The sequence below is a fragment of the Vogesella urethralis genome (genome assembly GCF_007644045.2).
Lineage (GTDB): Bacteria > Pseudomonadota > Gammaproteobacteria > Burkholderiales > Chromobacteriaceae > Vogesella > Vogesella urethralis.
In genome coordinates this window covers 1-258 of record NZ_VMDW02000035.1, presented here as the reverse complement: position 1 = coordinate 258, position 258 = coordinate 1, and the positions used below count along the sequence as shown (strand labels likewise).

Here is a 258-nt window from a genome sequence, read left to right as displayed (position 1 = left end):
CGCCGGTAATAACGGCGACTTTATTTTTCAGTAGCATACATTTACTCCATTAGGACAAGAGAGATTTAATGTTTTATTTCGGCTCTTCCAGCAGCATAATCATTATTAAGCCAATGGCTGCGCAAATACCGAAATAAATAAACACGGTATTAAAACTACCTGTTTTATCCAGCAGATAACCTGCCAGCATCGGGCAAACAAATCCGCCGAGATTACCGCCGCTATTGATAATGGACGCGGCAATCGGATAGGTTTTAC

The 258-nt window shown here is 41.5% G+C and carries 1 pseudogene; it reads right to left on the bottom strand.

The features are described 5' to 3' along the window. Nucleotides 1-73 precede the first annotated feature (73 nt). A pseudogene (locus FLQ03_RS01335) lies at nt 74-258 on the bottom strand (hypothetical protein); the annotation flags it as partial.